Source organism: Acidaminobacter sp., assembly GCF_030247605.1.
Lineage (GTDB): Bacteria > Bacillota > Clostridia > Peptostreptococcales > Acidaminobacteraceae > Acidaminobacter.
In genome coordinates this window covers 96,756-117,983 of record NZ_JAOTSB010000002.1, presented here as the reverse complement: position 1 = coordinate 117,983, position 21,228 = coordinate 96,756, and the positions used below count along the sequence as shown (strand labels likewise).

21 protein-coding genes and 1 other annotated feature are annotated in these 21,228 nt (G+C 46.9%); all 21 genes read left to right on the top strand.

The window, feature by feature from the left end; all coding sequences use genetic code 11:
• Positions 1-10: 10 nt before the first annotated feature.
• The 21 genes from mraY to ileS all read left to right on the top strand — a co-directional run bounded on the left by mraY (position 11) and on the right by ileS (position 21,127).
• Positions 11-964, top strand: coding sequence for a phospho-N-acetylmuramoyl-pentapeptide-transferase (mraY, locus tag OEL90_RS00570; protein ID WP_291402940.1), 954 nt, complete (start codon positions 11-13; stop codon positions 962-964).
• A 16-nt stretch (positions 965-980) separates the two neighbouring features.
• Positions 981-2,357, top strand: a complete 1,377-nt coding sequence (gene murD / locus OEL90_RS00565) for a UDP-N-acetylmuramoyl-L-alanine--D-glutamate ligase (protein WP_300686615.1) — start codon at positions 981-983, stop codon at positions 2,355-2,357.
• Positions 2,358-2,362: 5 nt separating this feature from the next.
• Positions 2,363-3,484 carry a putative lipid II flippase FtsW gene (gene ftsW / locus OEL90_RS00560; RefSeq protein WP_291402942.1) on the top strand — a complete coding sequence of 374 codons (1,122 nt, stop codon included), beginning with the start codon at positions 2,363-2,365 and terminating at the stop codon, positions 3,482-3,484.
• Positions 3,485-3,486: 2 nt separating this feature from the next.
• On the top strand, positions 3,487-4,593 hold the full coding sequence (gene murG / locus OEL90_RS00555) for an undecaprenyldiphospho-muramoylpentapeptide beta-N-acetylglucosaminyltransferase (protein ID WP_291402943.1): 1,107 nt from the start codon (positions 3,487-3,489) through the stop codon (positions 4,591-4,593).
• A gap of 8 nt (positions 4,594-4,601) precedes the next feature.
• The gene (locus tag OEL90_RS00550; protein WP_291402944.1) at positions 4,602-5,348 is read left to right on the top strand and encodes a cell division protein FtsQ/DivIB; all 747 of its coding nucleotides are present in this window, start codon (positions 4,602-4,604) and stop codon (positions 5,346-5,348) included.
• A gap of 13 nt (positions 5,349-5,361) precedes the next feature.
• Positions 5,362-6,081: a DUF881 domain-containing protein gene (locus OEL90_RS00545; RefSeq protein ID WP_291402946.1), complete on the top strand. Its 720-nt coding sequence runs from the start codon at positions 5,362-5,364 to the stop codon at positions 6,079-6,081.
• A gap of 19 nt (positions 6,082-6,100) precedes the next feature.
• Positions 6,101-6,829 (top strand): DUF881 domain-containing protein, encoded by a 729-nt coding sequence (locus OEL90_RS00540; protein ID WP_291402948.1) that lies wholly within the window; start codon positions 6,101-6,103, stop codon positions 6,827-6,829.
• A complete protein-coding gene (locus OEL90_RS00535; protein WP_291402950.1) occupies positions 6,826-7,182 on the top strand; it encodes a small basic family protein in 357 nt (118 codons plus the stop codon). Before OEL90_RS00540 ends, OEL90_RS00535 begins: the two co-directional genes overlap by 4 nt.
• A gap of 117 nt (positions 7,183-7,299) precedes the next feature.
• On the top strand, positions 7,300-8,436 hold the full coding sequence (gene ftsZ / locus OEL90_RS00530) for a cell division protein FtsZ (RefSeq protein WP_291402952.1): 1,137 nt from the start codon (positions 7,300-7,302) through the stop codon (positions 8,434-8,436).
• Between the two features lie 83 nt (positions 8,437-8,519).
• Entirely contained in the window at positions 8,520-8,990 is a 471-nt protein-coding gene (gene nrdR, locus OEL90_RS00525; RefSeq protein ID WP_291402953.1) for a transcriptional regulator NrdR, read from the top strand.
• Between the two features lie 9 nt (positions 8,991-8,999).
• Positions 9,000-9,788 (top strand): polyphenol oxidase family protein, encoded by a 789-nt coding sequence (locus OEL90_RS00520; protein ID WP_291402955.1) that lies wholly within the window; start codon positions 9,000-9,002, stop codon positions 9,786-9,788.
• Positions 9,785-11,146, top strand: coding sequence for a DUF512 domain-containing protein (locus OEL90_RS00515; RefSeq protein WP_291402958.1), 1,362 nt, complete (start codon positions 9,785-9,787; stop codon positions 11,144-11,146). Before OEL90_RS00520 ends, OEL90_RS00515 begins: the two co-directional genes overlap by 4 nt.
• 34 nt (positions 11,147-11,180) lie before the next feature.
• Positions 11,181-12,506 carry a ribosome biogenesis GTPase Der gene (gene der / locus OEL90_RS00510; protein ID WP_291402960.1) on the top strand — a complete coding sequence of 442 codons (1,326 nt, stop codon included), beginning with the start codon at positions 11,181-11,183 and terminating at the stop codon, positions 12,504-12,506.
• Positions 12,503-13,540 carry an NAD(P)H-dependent glycerol-3-phosphate dehydrogenase gene (locus OEL90_RS00505; RefSeq protein ID WP_307730760.1) on the top strand — a complete coding sequence of 346 codons (1,038 nt, stop codon included), beginning with the start codon at positions 12,503-12,505 and terminating at the stop codon, positions 13,538-13,540. Before der ends, OEL90_RS00505 begins: the two co-directional genes overlap by 4 nt.
• 78 nt (positions 13,541-13,618) lie before the next feature.
• Positions 13,619-13,990, top strand: coding sequence for a hypothetical protein (locus tag OEL90_RS00500; protein WP_291402962.1), 372 nt, complete (start codon positions 13,619-13,621; stop codon positions 13,988-13,990).
• A gap of 45 nt (positions 13,991-14,035) precedes the next feature.
• Complete coding sequence (locus OEL90_RS00495) at positions 14,036-15,277, top strand: HlyD family efflux transporter periplasmic adaptor subunit (RefSeq protein ID WP_291402963.1); 1,242 nt, start codon at positions 14,036-14,038, stop codon at positions 15,275-15,277.
• A 5-nt stretch (positions 15,278-15,282) separates the two neighbouring features.
• Entirely contained in the window at positions 15,283-15,981 is a 699-nt protein-coding gene (locus OEL90_RS00490) for a YggS family pyridoxal phosphate-dependent enzyme (RefSeq protein WP_307730759.1), read from the top strand.
• Positions 15,982-16,073: 92 nt separating this feature from the next.
• A complete protein-coding gene (locus OEL90_RS00485) occupies positions 16,074-16,547 on the top strand; it encodes a cell division protein SepF (protein ID WP_291402966.1) in 474 nt (157 codons plus the stop codon).
• A gap of 16 nt (positions 16,548-16,563) precedes the next feature.
• On the top strand, positions 16,564-16,821 hold the full coding sequence (locus tag OEL90_RS00480; protein WP_291402968.1) for a YggT family protein: 258 nt from the start codon (positions 16,564-16,566) through the stop codon (positions 16,819-16,821).
• Between the two features lie 8 nt (positions 16,822-16,829).
• On the top strand, positions 16,830-17,615 hold the full coding sequence (locus OEL90_RS00475) for a YlmH/Sll1252 family protein (protein WP_291402970.1): 786 nt from the start codon (positions 16,830-16,832) through the stop codon (positions 17,613-17,615).
• A 113-nt stretch (positions 17,616-17,728) separates the two neighbouring features.
• Positions 17,729-17,954, top strand: a binding site (T-box leader).
• 74 nt (positions 17,955-18,028) lie between these two features.
• Complete coding sequence (gene ileS, locus OEL90_RS00470) at positions 18,029-21,127, top strand: isoleucine--tRNA ligase (protein ID WP_300686605.1); 3,099 nt, start codon at positions 18,029-18,031, stop codon at positions 21,125-21,127.
• The last annotated feature ends 101 nt before the right edge of the window (positions 21,128-21,228 follow it).

Sequence of the window (21,228 nt, the reverse complement as noted above, 5' to 3'; positions counted from 1 at the left end):
GAGGCGTTTTATGATTCAGTCATTTTTGCTGGTGAGTATCATAACACTGGCAGTTGGAATAGGGCTCGGGTTTGCGCTGATCCCTCTTTTGAGAAAGATGAAATTTGGGCAGAGTATCCGAGAGGAAGGGCCAAAGGCGCATTTGGCTAAATCCGGGACACCCACCATGGGTGGATTGATTTTCATGACAGCAGTCGTAGGGGTTATACTGATGCGAGGCAGGTTTGGACAGGAGGCTATGTTGTTTTTACTTCTGTTTGGGGGCCTTGGTGTCGTTGGTTTTGCGGATGATTATCTTAAAATTATTCGTAAAAAGAATTTGGGACTCCGTGCATGGCAAAAACTCGTCGGACAATTCGCAGTTGCAGTGGCTGGTGCTTGGTATGCCGGCACTGCTTTTGGAACCGGAATTATAATTCCGGGAACTGGTCAGGTGCTGGATCTTGGAGTCATCTACTTTCCTTTTATAGTATTTGTAATCCTGGCACTTTCAAATGGGATCAATCTTACGGATGGATTGGACGGATTAGCCGGATCTGTGACAATGCTGACAGCTTTGACAATCGCGGTGATGTCCTACCGCATGGGCGCTTTCGAAAATGGCATGCTGGCTTCTATTTTGGCTGGCGGTTTGCTGGCATTTCTCTTTTTCAATCGATATCCTGCCAAGGTTTTTATGGGTGATGTGGGTTCGCTGGCTCTCGGCGGCGCTATAACCGCATTGTCTCTTTCAACTGGGACTGTACTATGGATCCTGATTTTTGGCGTGATTTATGTCATTGAGACATTCAGTGTCGTGTTGCAGGTAGGGTCATACAAACTCAGACATAAGCGCTTGTTTAAAATGGCCCCAATACATCACCATTTTGAATTGTCGGGCTGGCACGAAACAAAAGTAGTGGTTGTGTTTAATGTGGTGACCGTATTAGGCTGTATACTCAGTCTGTGGCTGCTGCGTTTATAAAAAGGGGGGAACTGGAGTGACAGAAGAAAAGAGAGCCTTAGTCGTTGGACTTGCCAAGTCAGGGATTCCGGCTGTAAAGGCGCTGAATCAGTCGGGCTATGCTGTAGATTTAAATGACTTGAAGACGTCAGAAGCCTTCGAAAATATATTGCCTACTTTGGCTGGATGTTATAGAGACACTCTATTTGGCAGACACCCGGAGATAGAAAAAATCTCCTGCTATGATCTGATCCTCGTCAGTCCCGGCGTGCCTATGGATTTGCCCTTTATTGCAGCAGCAAAATCAGCTGGGATTGAAATCATTGGTGAACTCGAACTAGGTTTCAGACTTGCAAAGGGAAAGTTTTTCGCCATCACAGGTACGAACGGAAAAACTACTACGACGGCATTGACTGGAGAAATTTTCAAAGCAGCAGGCAGGCATGCCATTGTGGCCGGCAATATTGGTCAATCTGTGGTTGAACTTGCATCAATTTCAACAGATGAAACCAACTGGATTACCGAGGTCAGCAGTTTTCAGCTTGAAACGGTTCAAGCCTTTCATCCGTCTATCTCAGCCATCTTAAATGTGACACCGGATCATTTAAATAGACACAAGACAATGGAAAATTATACAGATGCCAAATGCAGAATTTTTGAAAATGCTGGTGCGGATGATGTGGTTCTTCTAAATGCAGACAATCCTGAAACCTTTGCGCTGATGGAACGCGCGGCGAAAACCGGCGCCAGGGTCACTTTGTTCAGCAGAAAGGCGGAGGTGGAAGACGGGGTATACTGTGATCCGGCTTCCGGTGAAATAATTCTGGCGGATGCAAAACAGGGTTTAAAAGAAAGGCTTATGGATCATAGGGAGATCTTTATCCCAGGCAGCCACAATCTCGAAAATGCTTTAGCAGCTGCTGGAATTGCTTATTTCGCTGGGATCAAGCCTGAAGTGATCGCTTCTGTGCTCAAGTCTTTTCAAGGTGTAGAGCACCGGATAGAATTTGTTCGTGAGATTAACAGCGTTTATTACTACAACGATTCCAAAGGGACTAATCCTGATGCGTCCATTAAAGCGGTTGAAGCAATGACACGTCCTACAGTTCTCATTGCGGGCGGAATGGATAAAGGCAGTACGTTTGATGAGTTGATTGAAGCCTTTGGCGGTCGAATTATAAAACTTATCGTGCTTGGTGAAACGGCTGCGTTTATTGAAGAAACCGCGCAAAGGCTTGGCTTTGATAACGTGGCCAGGGCCGCGACTATGGATGAGGCTGTGGTCCTTGCGGCAGCCTGTGTGCCTGAGGGTGGTGCGGTACTGCTGTCGCCTGCTTGTGCGAGTTGGGATATGTATGAGAACTTTGAAAGACGAGGAGAGCACTTTAAGCGCTGTGTCAATGAATTGAGGTGAAGATCGTGAAAAATGAAACTCAAGGCATAGATTATGCTTTGCTGGTAGTGGTGATGCTTTTAGTATTTACGGGTGTCATGATGGTCTTCAGCTCAAGCTTTTATTACGCCATGGCTAAATGGGAAAACAAGTACCTCTTTTTAGAAAAGCATTTGGTCTGGGCGGGCGCTGGTGTTGTCGCAATGATTTTCTTCTCCCTGATTGATTACAAACTTTATAGGAAAATTGCGTTTATACTCTTTGTCCTCAGTTTTATCTTTTTGGGACTTTTGTTTACGCCGCTCGGGAAAGAAGTTAACGGCGCAGTCAGGTGGGTGGACATAGGCCCGCTGACATTTATGCCGAGTGAATTCGCAAAAATGGCCGCGATCCTCTACATGGCTGGATTTCTTGAGAACCGACAGCGAAAGATCCATAAGTTTTCATCGGGGTTGTTACCGGTTCTAATTATAGTGGGTGCCTATTTCGTTTTGATTTATAAGCAGCCTAATCTCAGCAATGCCATAACGATCAGCGGGATCCTCATGGCCATGGCCTTTGTTGCAGGCGTCAATATATTTCAGCTTATGACTCTTGGCGCAGCCGGTGGGGTTGGAATCTATGCAGCTATATTATCCAGCGAATGGCGCGCCAGACGCTTCCTGACCTTTCTCGATCCGTTTAAAGATACTTTTGGAGACGGCTGGCAGGTCATTCAATCTCTTTATGCGCTGGGCTCCGGCGGTCTGTTTGGTGTCGGGCTCGGACAGAGTACTTTAAACAAACTATATATCCCGGAGCCGCAAAACGACTTTATCTTCGCAACGGTTGGCGAGGAGCTGGGATTTGTCGGTTCGTCCCTTCTGATTTTGCTTTTTTTATTTCTGATCTATAGATGCATCCGAATTGCCATGAATGCGCCGGATCAGTATGGTATGTTTCTCGCGACTGGCATTACGGCTATGCTTGCAATCCACACCATTATCAATGTGGCGGTTGTGACGTCATCCATGCCTGTAACAGGACTTCAGCTGCCTTTCATAAGTTATGGCGGCAACTTTCTGCTGATGCTCATGATTGCCATGGGGATCATGCTGAATATTTCAAAACAGTCAAAATCCATTCAAACGAAGCAAAGGGAGTCCTGAATATGCGAATTGTAGTTACCGGCGGTGGTACCGGTGGCCATATTTATCCGGCACTGGCGGTTATTGAAGCTTTTCAGAAGGCGGATCCCGACCTTCAGGTGCTTTATATTGGATCAAAGCGCGGTCTTGAAAAGGACATTGTAGAAAAGGCTGGATTCCACTTTGTGGGATTGGATGTCAAAGGCTTTCAGAAAAAAACGCCCGGAGATGTCTTCGAAACGACGTATAAGGCAGCCGGTGCTCTTCTTAAGGCTTATGGGCTGATCAAAAAATTCAATCCGGATCTCGTATTCGGAACCGGAGGCTATGTGAGCGGACCAGTTGTTTTGGCCGGCGCGCTTTCAGGGAGCTTTACAGCGATTCATGAGCAAAATGTTCATCCGGGAAAGACAATCCGAATGCTTGAAAAAAGAGTAAAAAGGACTTATATAAGTTTTTCTGAGACACTCTCATCACTTAAACATCCCGAGAAAGCACTCCTGACCGGAAATCCGGTACGGGAACAGTTTAAGCATCTGGATAAGGCTGAGTGCCGGTCAAAGATTGGAATAGATGACGAATTTGTGGTACTTTCATTTGGCGGCAGCGGCGGCGCAAAAAAACTGAACGAGACCATGATGCTGGTGATGAATCAATATAGACAGCAGCCCAGAGTCAGGTTTATTCATATCACCGGAAAAGCCCACTATGAACGATATATGAAGCTGCTTGAGCAGAATGAGTTCAAATTGGTCAATCATCTGAAGGTCGTGCCATATCTATATGATCTGCCGCAGTATTTGGCGGCGGCAGACCTTGTCATTAGCCGGGCGGGAGCAACGACAATTGCAGAGCTGTGCGCGGTTTCGACGCCTTCGATTTTAATTCCATCACCAAATGTCAGTGAAAACCATCAGGAATATAACGCAAGATCCCTGGAACGCGCCGGGGTCAGCGTTTTACTCCCGGAACGGCATTTGAGTGATACGAGAATTGTCAGTATGATCAACGACTGGATCAATCATCCGGAAAAATTGGAGAAAATGAAGTCGAAATTCGCGGCGATCCAGCACGAGGACGCTGCCGCGGCTATTGTAAAGGACATCGTTCAGGTGTTGTCAGCGAGGTGATGTAAGGCATGAACATGGAAGCGTCAATGAATTCTCCATCTAAATCCATTACAGTTGTCGTTGTGATCTTAGCGGCATGCATGGCTCTATTTACAGTCAGCCTGTTCATGACTGATTTTTTTCGCTTGAAGACACTGATTTATACTCCAAATGTTTACATGACCGAGGAGATCCTCGTTGAGCAAATGGGCCTTACCAAGGGTAAAAATTTAGTGTTTTTAATGTCTGAGCACAGCTTAGAGCAACAGCTGGTGACGCATCCGTTTATTGAGAAAGCTGAAGTCAGTAAAATTTTTCCGTCTGGTATTGAACTGACTCTGACCTACAGAACCCCTTTCCTGAGTATCTACAACAGCGGATTTTATATCCTTCTGGATGAGTCCCTGCGGGTGCTGGGTGTTGATGAGGCCCCGCCTGAAGCGGTCGGTGTCTCGGGATTTCGTTTCAAAGAGTTTAAGATTGGCGAGAAAATCAAAGTGGAAAATCAGTCGATTTTGGAGCGCACTGTGGATTTGGTATTTTTGATGAAAAAATCTCACCTGACCTTTACAAATATGATAGAGTATGAAGATGGAAGTGTCCTGATCCAAACAGAAGATGGTATAAAAGGAAGCTTTGGCGAAGTTGAAAATGTAGAACGCAGGTTTAATAATTTTGTGGTGATTTACGAAAATCTAAAAGAGAACGGCACGACGACTGGGCTGATCGATGTCAGTACGGAAGGCCTTCCAACATTTAAACCGTTTGATCAATAGGAGGTCAACCCGCGTGAAAATCGGAAAAGATCAGTTGATGATTGGTTTGATCTGTATTGTTCTAGGCATTTTTGTGGCTATACAGTTTAAAACAGTACAAAAAAATGTGCTCCAGGGCTTAAGTCCAATCCAAAAGTCAACACAGCTTGTGACGGAGCTGACAAAGTTAAAAAATGAGCGGGATTTGCTTCAGAGCGAGGTTGATACATTAGAAGCCCGGTTGAGGGAGATCGAAGAAACGGAATCCAAGGGCAGTGTCCTCATTAAAAATCTAAATGAAGATTTAAACAAGTATAAGGCATTATCAGGCCTTGTGGACGTTGCAGGCCAAGGGATTGAGATTTTGATTGACAATCCTCAGAGATCCATTGATTCTGCTTACGAGTCAAATCTGGTTTATGATTATGAATTGATCTTATCCATGGTCAATGAATTGAATGCAGCAGGCGCTGAAGCTTTAAGCATCAATGACCAAAGGGTTCTAAGCACGACTGAAATCAGAGCTGCAGGAGAGAATATCAACGTCAACAAAATACCGCAGAATCTTCCGCTCGTCATTCGAGCGATCGGGAACAGCGTGACGCTTGAGAATGCCATCACCAACAGAATGGGTATCGTTTCTGAGCTTAGAGACCGCAAATATGTGGTTGAAGTGAAGCGGATGGAGAAAGTCACTATTTCGAAATACGCCGGCGCAGTTGAATTTCGCTACGCCAACATTGTTCAGCAGTAGAGCGGATGGGGGAAGTCCGGTGAAAGTGAATCGCAGTAAAGCAATAATTATGATGCTGATGATCACGCTTGGAATTCTGGTCGCACTTCAGCTGAAGGTCACAAACCTCGGAGTTAAATATGTTCAGATCTCTGATCTGGACGGTCTTCAAAGGACCATCGAAAAGGAAAAAGCTGAGATAGTTCGGTTGGCAGCGCTCAAAAATCAGCTGCTTGAAAAATCTGAACAATATGAAGCCGCTCAAGATCCGAATGTCTCCTTTGAATCGGTGCTGATGGAAGAAATCCGGCTTTATAAAGCCTTTTCAGGGTATGCGGAACTGGCTGGCCCCGGTGTTGTGATTATTGTCTCGGATGGTGAAAGAGACTTGCAGGAAGGTGAGGATCCCAATACACTCATAGTTCATGACTATGACATCAGAGCGCTGATTGATGATTTAAGAAACGCCGGTGCTGAAGCCATAGCCATTAACAACCAGAGAATCCTGCTTGGGAAGACGGAACTTTATTGCACAGGTCCTACCATTCTCATCAACAACCAGGTTTTCGCACAGCCGTATATTATTACTGCCATAGGCAACAGGGACAGGTTGATTGAAGTGGCGGAAGGGCCAAATGGATATGCCGGGCTGCTTCGACAGATTGGACTTTATGTAGAAGTCAATTCCAGCATCAATGTCAAAATTCCGGCTTATGCCGCATATAAAAATCCCTTGTATTTAAACCTGTTGGAGGAAATCAAACCATGATCATAGCTGTTATTGGCATTATTGTTGGACTCGGTATAGGTTATTTGATACCACTGTCAGTTACGACCAGCTTTGCAATTTATTTTTCAGTCGCCATTCTGGCAGCGATCGACTCCGTGTTTGGTGCCATTCGAACATCAAGGGATGGAACCTTCGACATGGTAATCTTTGTCAGCGGTTTTTTCACGAATGCCATACTCGCGGCTTTTCTTGCCTATATAGGCGATAATTTGGGCGTGCCAATTTATTATGCTGCCGTATTTGCCTTCGGTGTGCGTTTGTTTAATAACCTGGCGATCATACGCAGGGATATTATTACAAGTTATCGGCAGAAAATGACAAAAAATACGTGAAAAAGGTATCAAATTTGATTAAAGATATTCTTATGTACAATATGTTGTGGTATTATTAAACTAATATTTAGCGAAAACACAAGATGAATGACATAGAATAGACGAGGGGGCTAAATAGTGTTGGAATTTGATATCGATATGGAACAATTTGCCCAGATTAAGGTCGTCGGCGTCGGCGGCGGCGGCAGCAATGCTGTCAACCGTATGATTGAGGCTAGTCTGAAGGGTGTTCAGTTTATCGCCATCAATACGGATAAGCAAGCTCTTTATAATTCAAGAGCAGAATATAAAATTCAGATTGGTGAAAAGCTGACCAGAGGCCTTGGTGCTGGCGCAAATCCTGAAATTGGCAGCAAAGCGGCTGAAGAGAGCCGTGATGATGTGTATCAAGCGCTCCAAGGGGCGGATATGGTTTTTATCACTGCCGGCATGGGTGGCGGCACCGGTACAGGGGCGGCACCAATCATAGCTGAAATCGCAAAAGAAATGGGGATTTTAACGGTTGGCGTTGTCACCAAACCGTTTACATTTGAAGGAAAGCGCCGCATGACCCACGCTGAGCGGGGCATTGATGAGCTCAGAAAACGTGTGGATACCTTGGTCACAATTCCGAATGACAGACTCCTCGAGGTTGTGGATAAGCGGACTTCCATTGTCGAAGCGTTCAAAATTGCTGATGACGTACTTAAACAAGGTGTTCAAGGTATCACGGATTTGATAGCGATTCCCGGCCTTGTCAATCTCGATTTCGCTGACGTTAAAACGATCATGTTTGAGCGCGGTCTCGCGCACATGGGCGTTGGTCGCGCCAGCGGCGACAACAGAGCTGTTGAGGCAGCCAAACAGGCGATTCACAGCCCGCTCCTGGAAACGACGATCAACGGCGCGAAGAGCGTACTTTTGAACATTACGGGCGGTCCTAGCCTGGGACTTTTGGAAATTAATGAAGCGGCTGAAATTGTCGCCAGAGAAGCGGATGAAGATGCGAACATTATCTTTGGCGCTGTGATTGATGAAACCATCAAGGATGAAATTAGAATAACGGTTATTGCTACAGGCTTTGAAGATGTCATAAAAAAAGCGGCTCAGGATGTCAAGCCAGAACCGGCTGTCGTCCAGGAAGAAGCACCTGCGGTATCAGAAGCTCCAGCGGTCCAGGAAGCTGCAGCACCGGTTCAGAACGTAGTGAAGAGCGCCGGCGGCAATGAATCCGGAGAATTTGAAATTCCACCATTTTTAAGAAAAAGAAGGTAACGAGTCGACTGAAAACCATTGAGCCTTCAGTCTGGGACCACCTGTTCTCAGGTGGTCTTTTGTTAGTAGGGGGGAGAGCGAACTTGAATTGTCCATATTGTGGTGACAGTGAAACCAAGGTCATTGATACACGCCCTGCGGATGAGGGCGCGTCGATCCGGAGAAGACGCGAGTGCACCCAATGCAGGAACCGCTTTACAACCTATGAAAAAATCGAAGAAGTTCCTCTTGTCGTCGTCAAAAAAGACACGACCAGGGAATCCTTCAACCGAAACAAACTTCTTGGCGGCATTATCAGGGCCTGTGAAAAACGACCTGTGTCCATGGAGCAGATTGAACATTTGGTGGATTGGATTGAAAAGAAACTCCAGAATACTCTGGATCGGGAAGTGTCATCACAAGCTATCGGGGAGCTGGTGATGCTCAAACTGAAGGAGTTGGACGAAGTGGCTTATGTCCGGTTTGCTTCGGTCTACAGACAGTTCAAAGACATAAATACCTTTGTAGACGAATTAACCAAACTCTTAAATGAAAAAAAGCGCCCCGGGCAGTGAGGAATAAAAATGCCAAATCTAACGTTTAAATCATTGGAAAAATTTCCGGAGCTGATAGCTGGTATGACGACGCGCCTTGGCGGTGTCAGCGAAGGAATTTTTGAAAGCAACAATATGGGGATTTTAGCAAGCGAACCCGACGACAAGGCTATCGTGAACATGAGAGCCATGATCCGCGCATTGCCGGTTCGCCCGTGGAAAGTAGCGGTAACCAGACAGGTTCACGGAACCCGGTATGCTGCATTGGGAAAGGAGCCGCCTGAATCGACCTTTGAGCCGGACTTTTCTGTTTTTCCGGAAACGGACATTCTGATGACCAATGAACCAGGCGTGCTGCTGATTACCTTTTACGGGGATTGTGTACCAATCCTGGTTTACGATCCGCAGCATAAAGCTGTCGGTCTCTGCCACAGCGGATGGAAAGGCACTTCTTTGCGCGCCGCTGAGGCGCTGGTCAAGGGTATGATCAAGGAATACGGAAGCCGTCCGGAAGCCTTAAATGCCGTTGTCATGCCAGCTGCAGGTGTATGCTGCTATGAAGTCGGCTTTGATGTTTCCAGCCTTTTTGAAGCTTATCCGGAGCATTTAGTGCCTTTTGCCAACAAGCATAAGATTGACTTAAAAGGGATCAATGCGGAAATTCTGACTTCTTGCGGGATCCCTGCAGAGGCCATAGAAGTATCTCCGCTATGTACACTATGTGACGACAGATTCTTTTCCAATAGAAGAGACGGCGGCCATACCGGCAGGATGGCCGCGTTCGCATGCCTCAAAGAGCACAATGAGGTGATCGTGTGAGCAAAGATCGTGGACATATCATTTCCAAAGTTGAAGCGGGTTCCATTGCTGAGGAATTGGAAATTGAGGCAGGCGACCGCCTGCTGACCATTAATGGCAAAGAAATCAGAGATGTCCTGGATTTTTTGTTTTACTCGGGTGATGATGAGATTGAAATTGAAGTCATGAAACCTGATGGCGAGGTCTGGGCGCTCGAAATAGAAAAGGACTTTTATGAGGAGATTGGCATTGAATTTGGGAATCCAATTCTGGATGATGCCAAGCATTGTCATAATAACTGTATCTTCTGTTTTATCGATCAGCTGCCAAAAGGCATGCGCCAGTCCCTGTATTTCAAGGATGACGATTCCAGGCTCTCTTTTTTGCAGGGGAACTATGTCACGCTGACGAATGTCAAAGACCAGGATCTCGACAGAATGATAGAATATCAGCTGAGTCCGGTGAACGTTTCCATCCATACTACCAATCCGGAGCTTAGAAAACAAATGCTGAACAACCGGTTTGCGGGGGATATTTTAAGCAGACTGAAAAAGCTGACAGACAACAGAATAGAAGTCAATGGACAGATTGTTCTGGTTCCAGGTGTTAACGATGGTGCGGAGCTCGACAGGACACTGAGTGATCTTTCGAAAATTGGTCCCAACCTGGTCAGCGTCGCGGCGGTGCCGGTCGGCATGACAAAGTTCAGAGAAGGCTTGGCGCTGTTAACGCTCTACGATCAGAAGTCGGCTTCCGACCTTATAGATCAGGTGACTCAGTGGCAGGTCAAATTTCTGGAGCAAAGAGGCAATAGATTTATTCATTTATCAGACGAGTTCTATCTGACGGCAAAGCGAGAAGTGCCGACTTATGAAGCCTATGAGGGCTTCAGACAACTCGAAAATGGCGTCGGTTTAATCCGGAAGTTTGGCACCGAGGTCTCAAGTGCCCTTGAGCAGGTGCCGTCAATGCCCAACAAAGAAAGTGCAAATGCGTTGTTGCCGATGGTCACGGTAGATCTGGTAACCGGTACTTTAGCCGGTGATTTTATGGCCAGCTTGGCAGAAGCCATTATGAAGAGACTGCCCAATTTAGAACTCAGAGTTCACCCCATAGTCAATCGTTTTTTTGGCGACACCATTACGGTGGCGGGACTGGTGACCGGAGCGGATCTCTTTGAAACGCTGAAGTCCAAGCAGAATCTCAATTGGGTGCTGATGCCGGAAGCCATGCTGAAGTCGGAAGAAACGGTATTTTTGGACGACTGGACTGTGGCAGACTTGAGTGAAAAGCTTGAAGCCGAAGTGATACCTGTCAAAGTGGAAGGGCAAGCATTGATCGATCAGCTGATCGATCTGATTCAGAAGGCATCCACCTAAGCCTTGTGGAAACAAAAATTCAGGAGTGAACAGAATGAGAAAGCCAATTGTTGCTGTCGTTGGTCGACCTAACGTAGGCAAGTCAACATTTTTTAATAAGGTAGCTGGAAAGAGAATTTCCATTGTCGAAGATACACCAGGCGTCACCAGAGACAGAATTTACGTCGACGCCGAGTGGCTCAACTACCGATTCACCATGATCGATACTGGGGGCATTGAGCCGGATTCGAAAGACATCATTTTATCGCAGATGCGCGAGCAGGCTCAGATCGCCATTGATACTGCAGACGTCATACTCTTTATGATCGACGGTAAAGCCTCCTATACCACGGGGGATGAAGAGATTGCCCTCATGCTTCAACGGGCAGGAAAACCTGTCATTCTGACAGTCAACAAAGTGGACAATGCGCTGCCAAATGAGTTCTACTATGATTATTACAATTTGGGATTAGGCGAACCGTTCCTCATTTCAGCCATCAACGTTTTAGGACTCGGAGATCTGTTGGATGAGATCGTCAAGCATTTTCCGAAACCATCGGAAGAAGAAGGCGAAGATGAAACGATCCACGTTGCGGTCATTGGAAAGCCGAATGCTGGAAAATCTTCACTGATCAACAGTATTTTGGGCGAACAGCGCGTCATTGTCAGTGAAATTGCCGGTACGACCCGGGATGCCATTGATACGCCTTTTGAATACGGCAAAGATCAGTATGTCTTTATCGACACCGCCGGCATCCGCAGAAAAAGCCGCGTCAATGAAAGCATTGAGAAATACAGTATTTTGAGAGCGTTGACTGCGATTGAGCGGGCGGATGTCTGTCTTTTAGTTCTGGATGCAACTGAAGGTGTAACGGAACAGGACAAAAAAATTGCCGGGTATGCTCATGAAGCCGGCAAAGGCGTCGTTATTGTCGTTAATAAGTGGGATCTGATTGAGAAGGACAACTATACGTTTAACCAGTTCGAGAAATTGGTGCGAAATGAGCTGGCTTACATGCAGTACGCACCGATCCTTTTCGTTTCAGCGGTCACGAAACAGAGGCTGTTCAAGTTGCTAGACACAATCAAGCACGTTTCAACCGAGTGCGCCAAGCGCATTTCGACCGGCATGCTGAATGACGTCCTCAACGAGGCTGTTATGCTGACTCAGCCGCCATCAGATAAAGGCAAGCGCCTGAAGATCTATTATATGACTCAGGCCTCAGTCAAGCCTCCGACTTTCATCTTGTTTGTGAACGACCAGGAGCTGGCCCATTTTTCTTATGTCCGCTATATTGAAAACTTCCTGAGAAAGAATTTTGACTTTATTGGAACGCCAATACGTTTTATCGTCAGGGAGAAGAAGGAAGTGAAATCTTGAAGATTGCGGTTTTAGGAACCGGCAGCTGGGGCACAGCGCTGGTCAAAGTGCTGCTTGACAATGGTCAGGAAGTAGCGTTTTGGGGTCGCGACCCTCAGCAGATCGAATCCATAGGTAAAACAAAGCACAACGCGAAGTACCTTAAGGGCGTTGAGCTCAGTGGCAATATGACGGTGACAGCGGATTTGAAACAGGCGATTGCGGGGGCTGAAATTATAGTGATCGCCGTCGCCTCTCAGGCAGTCCGAAGTTTGCTTACACAAATTGACGCAAAACTGGTATCCAAGGACACCATTTTTGTCAATGTGTCTAAGGGTATTGAGCTCGGGACACATCAGCGGATCTCTGAAATTGTTTTGTCTTTCTTTCCAAACAATAAGTACGTGGTGCTTTCAGGACCTTCTCATGCAGAGGAGGTCTCCGCCGGAATTCCCACTACCCTGGTGTCTTCTTCGACCAGCAGAGCTGCTGCAGAGCAGGTGCAGGACGTGTTTTCGAGCGGACTGCTTCGCGTTTACACGAATCCTGATGTCGTCGGTGTAGAGCTCGGCGGCGCACTTAAAAATATTATTGCGCTAGGCGCCGGGATCAGTGATGGACTTGGGTTTGGAGACAATTCCAAAGCAGCGCTGATGACCCGGGGCATTGCTGAAATTGCCCGGCTCGGGCGTTCGCTCGGCGCCAGCAGCGCTACTTTTCAAGGACTTAGCGGCATTGGTGACTTGATTGTCACTTGTACCAGCTTGCACAGCAGAAACAGAAGATTTGGCATGCTGATTGGACAGGGCATTGCTGTTGACCTGGCACTGAAGGAGATCAACATGGTCGTCGAAGGCTACTATACCATCCATTCCGCCTATGAACTCTCTCAGATTGAAGGGGTGGAAATGCCTATCACCAGAGAGCTGTACAGAATCCTTTATGAAGGTGAAGATGCCAGAGACTCCGTGAAACGCCTAATGCTGAGAGGTAAAAAGCACGAACTGGAAGAGGCAGCTGAAGCCCTGAAAATTTGGGATGTTCCAGGCTTATAGAACTGTAAAACTTTACAGACCTGCTCACTTCTTTTACAATAGGAATGAGATATAGTATGGATCAAGGAGGGACATGGCATGCTTGATCAATTGACTGCGCTGCTAATTTCATTGCTTATGCTGTCCGTGATGGGCTACCTGATGTCTGCCCTTAAGGAAACAATGGACTTTAAAAGGGCAGTTGTGCGCTTTAAAAGCCGCAAGGTCACTCAAAGCCTGATTGATCAGTACGATGTGAAAATCTTTAAACTTGGCGGCAGACGCGTCAATATTGGAGATGAAGTCAAAATTGTGCTTGAGAATGAAGAGCAATTAAAAGGCTGTGTTCTCGGTGCAAGAAAAAAACTGAACTCGCTGGCGTTGATCACCGAGCTTGATGAAATCGTCGAGCTGAACATCAGGCAAATTAGAAAGCTGAAAATCGTGACCAAATATGGCCGTTTGTTTTGATACAGACAAAACAAAATAAGATGTTCAAGAACAGGAGAGGGTGAAATGAGAATCAAACATTATGGGCGGTTTTTTATGTCCATGCTGATTCTGGTGCTGGCCCTGTCTGCGGTTGGGATGATGATTTACCGCACCTGGTTCCTTAAAGAAACTGCGTATGAAGTGACTTATGACACACTTGACATTGACAAAACCTACGCTTCTGTAATTTTCAGGAGGGAAACCCTGGTAAGAAGCAACGTTGGTGGCAGTGCAGCATATGCGGCTGAGGACGGATCGAGGATAAAACGCGGTGAAAAAATCATGGAAATTCAGAGTGATGGACAGACCGCCGCAGCATCAGTCGAAGAAGCGCCACTGACCTCAATAAAAATTGACGAAATGCTGACCGGTGACATTGACAATCTCAATAAAGAAATTGAACAACTTGAAGATACGATCCATGAGGAAGCCGCCCTGCAAAACTTTGAACGCGTCGCGGAACTCCGCAAGGATTTGATGCTGAAGCTCGATAAGAAGGTCAAATTACTTGATGATAAGAGCCTTTTGCGAAAAGGCGCCTCCTCCTTTAAACAGGCTTATGTTGGATCTCTGGAAGCGGTTGAGGGTGAGCTGGTTGAGTTTTTCAGCCAGGATGCAGGCATTGTATCCTACGAGACAGACGGCCTGGAGCAGACGCTGACTATTGAAAATCTATACACTCTAGATTATGGTAAATTGATGAGCGAGACGCCGCCGGTGATGAAGGATTTGACCACAGAGCTGGTCGTGCCCGGCAGTATCGTTTACAGACTGATTGATCCTTCCGCCTGGTTTATTGCAGCGCTGATTGAGAAGGAAGAAATTGACCTTTATGAAAAAGACAAAGTGCTGGATGTTGAATTTGATGGGACTAAGATCGTTGGGTCCGTTGCGGATGCGTTTGAGAGCGGCGGAAAAGGGATCCTGGTGATCAAAATTAACGAGCTTCATCCGGCTTTTTATACGAAGCGTTATGTAGATGTTCGGATTGTAAGAGAGAATTTTCAAGGTCTTAAAGTATTGAAATCATCAATAGTTACGCTCGAAGGCACAACTGGTGTATTCGTTCTCGACATTGATCACCGGGCGATCTTCAGGCCGGTTAAAATCCTGGGCTATAACGAGGACTATGCCGTTGTCAAGGATGGGTATCTGACATCGACCGCTGAGAGCGGCTCTGAACGTGTCAAGACACTTGAAGTTCGCAATTTGGTGTTGATAGATCCAACCGGCGTCAAGTCCGGTGACAAATTTGAACAGAGGTGAAAGTAATGATGACAACGGAGAAGCTGCAGAATCATTTGAAGCATGTCGAGTCCCGGATTCGCGAGGCAGCGATCCGATCCGGCAGGGCACCAGATGCTATTCAGCTGGTCGCCGTCACAAAGACTCAAAGCGTTGAGACTTTGGAGAAGGCTTATGCGGCCGGTGTAAGAACCGTAGGCGAAAACCGGGTCCAGGAACTTTTAGCCAAATGGCCGAGCTTCGAAGATCGCTTTGAGTGGCATATTATTGGTCATTTACAATCGAATAAGGTTAAATACATTATTGATAAAGTCGCCCTCATCCACTCCGTTGACAGTCTAAAGCTCGCTCAGGAAATTTCAAGGCAGGCCATCAAAATTGGCAAAGTCATGCCAGTATTGATCCAGGTGAATCCGGCTGAGGAAGAGACAAAATTTGGGCTTTCAAGCAGTGAAGTCGAGTTGCTGGTCAGGGAAGCGGCCTTGCTGCCCGGAATCAAAATTCAGGGACTTATGACCATTGCGCCTTTTGTTGAAGATGAGGGGCTGCTCAGACAGGTTTTCAGCGAAATGCGACAGATCTTTGACCATTTGAAAGAAGTGTCTATACAAGGTGTTGAGATGAAGTACCTTTCCATGGGGATGACTCATGATTTTGAGATTGCCATTGAAGAAGGTGCGACAATGGTGCGTATTGGATCAGGTTTATTTGGTGAAAGACAGTAGAAGAGGGCTGAAATTCCTTTTGTGGCAATAAGTGACTTAAAATGACCATCGGCAAAGAACAGCACTGCAATTTGAGAAAGGGGCGCTAACCCATGGCAGAAAAATTTATTGACAAAGTCAGAAGCATGATGGGATTTGAGACTTCTCAGGATGAGGAAGTGTATGAGGAAGACTTTGCGGAGGATGATGACGTGTACGATCGCAGTTACGCCGGAGCACCAGGAACTTATGCGAATCCGAATAAGGTCGTCAATCTTCACAAAAACCAGAGCATGAAAGTCGTGTTGTATCAGCCGAGAGATTTTGAAGATACACGTGCTGTCATTGACAGCCTTAAGACAAAAAAACCGGTCATATTGAACATTGAAGAGCTCGACCCTGAGCTTGCCAGGAAAATTTTTGATTTTTGCAGCGGCGCGCTTTATGCCATTGATGGGCACATCCAGAAGGTATCCAGGGGCATCTTTATCCTGGCGCCCAGCAATGTGGACATTTCTGGGGATGTACGCGGCGAACTGGAAAACAAAGGCGTTTTCGCCTGGTCGACACGAAAAGACAGCTTCTAAAAGCAGGAGGATTTAAATGTATTTGTTTAAGACAACCATGATCTATTTTTTGAATCTGGTGGTATTTTTAATCCTGATTCGAGCAGTGCTGAGCTGGTTTATCAGAGATTTGAGAAATCCCATTGCTGCATTTGTGTACCAGGTGACGGAGCCTCTGCTCTCGCCATTCAGACAGATCGTTCAGCGGCTTGGCTATAACGGCATGATCGATTTTTCGCCTATTCTGTTGATTATAACGGTTCAGTTGCTGTCTAATTTCATTATTGGCTTATGATGGACCGGGTGAAGTGGCTGGAGGGTGCGAGAGAAGATACGACGCGCGCGCAAATGGCAAAAGTCTATGACCAGCTGTCTCAGTGTCAGCGGCAGAACAGACCTGTTTTCACGGATTTTGTCAATCCGGTGGTCCAGGATTTGTGCAGATCCCACTTTGCCGCTACAAAAGACAAAGATTTGCCTGAGATGCGCTTTGAAGGCGGACATCCCGGATTCGAATCCTGTGTGATAGGATTTTATCCACAGGGTGATTCTTTTGAACTGCATCCGGTGCCTATGGTGCTGCTCGAGATCAGCGCGCTTGAAGTGACAGCGGCTTGGTCCCACAGAGATCTGCTTGGCAGTCTTCTTGGGCTGGGACTCGCCAGGGAGAAGTTTGGCGACCTTAGAAACGGGGAGAAGGCCGCTTTTGTGTTCGTGCTTGAAAAACTGGCACCTTTTGTCATAAACACACTGGCGCGCGTCTCAAGAGATCCGGTCAGCGTCAGAGAAGTACCCTGGACAGAATTTCCGTCAGAGGATGCGGGCGGTGAGCTGCTGTTCAGGACGGTGAAGTCAACCCGGCTCGATGCTGTTATTGCAGCGGGTTTTGACCTGTCAAGGAGTCAGGCGCAAAAGCTCGTGGAGGCAGAGCGTGTGAAGGTGAACCACAGACCTGAGAACAGGCCTGACAAATCCGTTCCGGACGACGCTGTGATTTCTGTGAGAGGGTATGGACGTTTAGTGCTGGCGGCGAACCTTGGGAGCTCGAAAAAGGACAGGACCAAGATGCAGCTCAAGCGTTTTTGTTGAGGACTGCTTTTGTCAGCCTTTGTCACTTGAAATACAATGAGCGCAAAGGTTCGCATGCGGTTTCAACAAATGTGGTTGACGCTCAAAAGAAATTGTAATATAATTTTGCAGTGTATACAGCGTTGAAGGGAAGAGTATTTCAGATCATGCGTCTCAAGAGAGCCGGTAAAGGGTGGAAACCGGTGGCCATGCTGAAGGAAAATCGCCCCAGAGCTTCCGCGTGAGCTTGTGATCAGGTTAGCGGCGGACGTACAAACCGCGTTAAGGTTTTTTGAGTGGTGTCTCTTTATTTACGGAGACTCAAGCTGGGTGGTACCGCGATTGATGATCGTCCCTGGGCATGTTTGCTCAGGTTTTTTTTGTTTCTTAAGTCCGGCTGATTGTCGGAACTACTTGAATAGGGGTGTAGATGCGTGGGTTATCCTGAATTGTCGAAGAAACCAGTTTCCGAAACGGAGCAAGTATTACGAGGTCATTGGGACCAGATTGATTTGCTGCATCAAAGTGTCAACAGTCGTGAAGGCAGACCAGGCTTTGTCTTTTATGATGGACCGCCAACCGCAAATGGACGTCCCGGCATTCACCACGTCCTCGCGCGTGCGTTGAAAGATTCTATTTGCCGCTATAAAACCATGCAAGGCTATCAAGTCAAGCGAAAAGCCGGCTGGGATACGCATGGTCTTCCGGTGGAGATTGAGGTTGAAAAACGTCTGAACCTCAATAACAAGTTGGAAATCGAGTCTTATGGCATTGAAAACTTCAACCATCAGTGCCGTGAATCTGTTTTTGAATATGAAAGTGTGTGGCGGGATCAGACCGAGCGCATGGCATATTTGATCGATCTTGAAAATCCGTATATTACCCTCGACAATGATTATATTGAAACCGAGTGGTGGATCCTGGACCAGTTCTTTAAACAAGGCTATATCTATGAAGGCCACAAAATTCTTCCTTACTGCGCTCGCTGCGGTACCGGCCTGGCTTCCCACGAGGTCGCGCAAGGTTATCAGGAAATCAAGACCGCCACGGTCTATGTCAAATTTAAGCGTAAAGACGCGGACGAGTACTTCCTCGTTTGGACGACGACACCTTGGACACTGGCTTCCAATGTGGCTTTAACTGTCAGTGCCAAAGAAGTTTATGTCAAAGTCAGACAAAATGATGAGATCTACTACGTCGCTAAGGCACTGGCGCCCGCTGTACTTGGCAAAGAGTATGAAGTTCTGGAGGAAATTGACGGCAAGTCCCTTGAGTATGTCGAATACGAGCAGCTCATGCCGTTCGTCAAAGCAGATAAGAAAGCGTTTTACGTCACTTTGGCAGATTATGTCACGACCGATGATGGTACGGGCATAGTTCATACCGCACCTGCATTTGGCGAGGACGACTATAATACCGGCGTCCGTTACAACTTGCCGGTTCTGCAGCCCGTCAACGAGGACGGAAAATATACCGAAACACCTTGGGAAGGCAAATTTGTCATGGACGCGGATCCGGAGATTATCGAGTGGCTCAAGGAGACCGGGAAGCTTTACAAGCGCCAAACCATGGCCCATAACTATCCGCACTGCTGGCGCTGCAAAACGCCGCTCCTGTATTATGCAAAGCCAAGCTGGTATATTGAAATGACGAAATTCCGAGATCAACTGATCGAGAATAACAATTCCGTCAACTGGCACCCTTCCTATGTGGGTGAAAAGCGTTTTGGAAACTGGCTGGAGAATGTCAATGACTGGGCGATCTCCCGCAGCCGTTATTGGGGGACGCCGCTCAATATTTGGAGATGTGATGAGTGTGGCCATACGACTTCAGTAGCATCGAGACAAGAGCTGGTGGATCGAGCGAAGGAAGAAATTGGACTCGACATAGAGCTTCACCGTCCATATGTCGATGGTATTCACCTGACCTGCGACAAGTGCAGCAGCAATATGACGCGGGTTACTGATGTCATAGACTGCTGGTTTGACAGCGGTGCAATGCCGTTTGCCCAACACCACTGGCCTTTTGAGAACAAGGAGAATTTCGATCAGCTTTTCCCTGCGGATTTCATCTGCGAAGGTATTGATCAGACCCGTGGATGGTTCTATTCGCTGCTTGCCATTTCTACTTTTGTCATGGGCAAGGCGCCATACAAGAACGTCTTGGTCAACGACCTGATTCTGGATAAGGAAGGCAAGAAAATGTCCAAATCCAGGGGCAATATTGTAGATTCCTTCAAGCTGTTTGATCAATACGGCGCTGACGTTGTCCGCTGGTATCTCTATTTTGTATCCCCGGCCTGGACGCCAACCAAATTTGACGAAGAGGGTGTTCGTGAGGTTGAAAGCAAGTTCTTCCGAACCATTAAAAACGTCTACAATTTCTTCAGCCTCTATGCGAACACGGATAAGGTCGATGCGACAGCTCAATTTGTCGCGCCTGCAGACCGCCCTGAGCTCGACCGCTGGGTGCTTTCAAAACTGAATCGTTTGGTAAATGAAACCACCGAAGCCCTCGAAGCTTTTGACACAACGAAAGCAGTCAGAAAGATTCAGGAGTTTGTCAATGAAGACTTGTCAAACTGGTATATCCGCCGCTCCAGACGTCGTTTCTGGGAGACGGAAATGTCCGAAGACAAAATTGCAGTTTACAACACGACTTATGAGACACTCATCACAGTCTGCAAACTGGCTGCGCCTTTCGCGCCATACGTAACCGAAGAGATTTACCGCAGCCTGACAGGTGAAATGTCTGTACATCTGGCTATGTTCCCGGCTGCTGACGAAGCGCTGATCGATGAGCGAGTTGAACAGAGAATGGACTTGATTCGCGACTTGGTGACATTGGGCCGAGGCGCGCGTGAATCCGTCAAAATTAAAGTGCGTCAGCCAATTCAACGCGTTTATGTGGACGGACGTTATGAAGCTCTGATTTCAGATCTTTCTGATCTGATCGAAGAGGAGCTTAATGTCAAGGAAGTGGTCTTTGCTGAAGACCTGGGTCTTTACATGAACTTCTCACTGAAGCCAAACTTTAAAGTGCTGGGTCCTATTTTGGGCAGCAAAATGGGGGCTTTCTCAAAAGCGCTTCAAAATGTCAGCCCGCAAACAGCAGCCCCAGTCCTGAACAGCGGCGGAACTTTTGACATTGATCTGGAAGGGGAATCCTTCACGCTGGATCAGGAAAATGTTCTCGTCAACATTTCAGCTAAAGACGGCTTTACTGTGGGTATGGACAATAACCTGTTCATGATCCTCGACACCACCCTGACTGACGAACTGATTCTCGAAGGCTATGCCCGAGAGTTGATTTCAAGAGTTCAGCAGATGCGTAAAGCAAATGATTTCAACGTTCTTGATGAAATTAAAATTTTCTATGAATGTGACGATCGCTTTGATGCCGGCATTATGGCACATCAGGCGTACATCAAAGGAGAGACTCTCGCAGTCGAGCTGATCCGCGGTCAGCAGGCACCTTATGAGGATTATGTCTTGAATGATTGTGATGTCAGGCTGTATGTCGAAAAGGTCTAAAGCGCACACTGTCGGTTTGATCCGGCAACCTCAGTTATAGCAGGATCTACAAAAGTCAAGGCAGGGACTAGTACCCTGTAAATTCTAAAACTATAACATAC

What these genes read in the sequence shown, in the direction of transcription:
- mraY (WP_291402940.1), top strand. Translation starts at nt 11, where the DNA reads ATGATTCAGTCATTTTTGCTGGTGAGTATCATAACACTGGCAGTTGGA.
- murG (WP_291402943.1), top strand. Translation starts at nt 3,487, where the DNA reads ATGCGAATTGTAGTTACCGGCGGTGGTACCGGTGGCCATATTTATCCG.
- OEL90_RS00550 (WP_291402944.1), top strand. Translation starts at nt 4,602, where the DNA reads ATGAACATGGAAGCGTCAATGAATTCTCCATCTAAATCCATTACAGTT.
- OEL90_RS00535 (WP_291402950.1), top strand. Translation starts at nt 6,826, where the DNA reads ATGATCATAGCTGTTATTGGCATTATTGTTGGACTCGGTATAGGTTAT.
- OEL90_RS00520 (WP_291402955.1), top strand. Translation starts at nt 9,000, where the DNA reads ATGCCAAATCTAACGTTTAAATCATTGGAAAAATTTCCGGAGCTGATA.
- der (WP_291402960.1), top strand. Translation starts at nt 11,181, where the DNA reads ATGAGAAAGCCAATTGTTGCTGTCGTTGGTCGACCTAACGTAGGCAAG.
- OEL90_RS00500 (WP_291402962.1), top strand. Translation starts at nt 13,619, where the DNA reads ATGCTTGATCAATTGACTGCGCTGCTAATTTCATTGCTTATGCTGTCC.
- OEL90_RS00495 (WP_291402963.1), top strand. Translation starts at nt 14,036, where the DNA reads ATGAGAATCAAACATTATGGGCGGTTTTTTATGTCCATGCTGATTCTG.
- OEL90_RS00490 (WP_307730759.1), top strand. Translation starts at nt 15,283, where the DNA reads ATGATGACAACGGAGAAGCTGCAGAATCATTTGAAGCATGTCGAGTCC.
- OEL90_RS00485 (WP_291402966.1), top strand. Translation starts at nt 16,074, where the DNA reads ATGGCAGAAAAATTTATTGACAAAGTCAGAAGCATGATGGGATTTGAG.
- OEL90_RS00480 (WP_291402968.1), top strand. Translation starts at nt 16,564, where the DNA reads ATGTATTTGTTTAAGACAACCATGATCTATTTTTTGAATCTGGTGGTA.